The 808-nt window shown below is 64.6% G+C and carries 1 protein-coding gene; it reads left to right on the top strand.

Features of this window, described 5'->3' with window-relative positions:
• A partial coding sequence (gene prpB, locus DXT59_RS09170) for a methylisocitrate lyase (protein WP_116136610.1) occupies window positions 1-808 on the top strand: 808 nt, incomplete at both ends.

Here is an 808-nt window from a genome sequence, read left to right as displayed (position 1 = left end):
CCGGCGCGGCGTTCCGCGCGGCCGTCGCGAACGAAAAACCGCTGCAAGTCGTCGGCGCGATCACAGCCTACGCGGCCAAGATGGCGCAGGCGACCGGCTTCAAAGCCGTCTATTTGTCGGGCGGCGGCGTGGCCGCCAACTCGCTGGGCATCCCCGATCTGGGCATCAGCACGATGGAAGACGTGCTGATCGACGCGCGCCGCATCACCGACGCCTGCTCGCTGCCGCTGCTCGTCGACATCGACACGGGTTGGGGCGGCGCGTTCAACATCGCGCGCACGATCCGCTCGTTCATCAAGGCCGGCGTCGCGGCCGTGCATATCGAAGATCAAGTCGGACAAAAGCGTTGCGGCCATCGCCCCGGCAAGGAATGCGTGCCGAAGGAAGAGATGGTCGATCGCGTGAAAGCCGCCGTCGATGCGCGCACCGACGAGCAATTCGTCATCATGGCGCGCACCGATGCGGCCGCGGCCGAGGGCATCGATGCGGCCATCGAGCGCGCCATCGCCTATGTCGAAGCCGGTGCCGATATGATCTTCCCCGAGGCGATGCGCACGCTCGACGACTACCGCAAGTTCAAAGCCGCCGTGAAGGTGCCGATTCTCGCGAACCTGACCGAGTTCGGCTCGACGCCGCTGTTTACGACCGACGAATTGAACTCGGCGAACGTCGATATTGCGCTCTACTGCTGCGGCGCCTACCGTGCGATGAACGCGGCGGCGTTGAACTTCTACGAAACCGTACGTCGCGACGGCACGCAGAAGGCGGCCGTACCGACGATGCAGACGCGCGACGATCTTTACAAATA

This window comes from Trinickia diaoshuihuensis, assembly GCF_003390925.1.
GTDB lineage: Bacteria > Pseudomonadota > Gammaproteobacteria > Burkholderiales > Burkholderiaceae > Trinickia > Trinickia diaoshuihuensis.
Note: the sequence above shows the minus strand (reverse complement) of the source record. Positions and strands in the feature narration are given on the sequence as shown.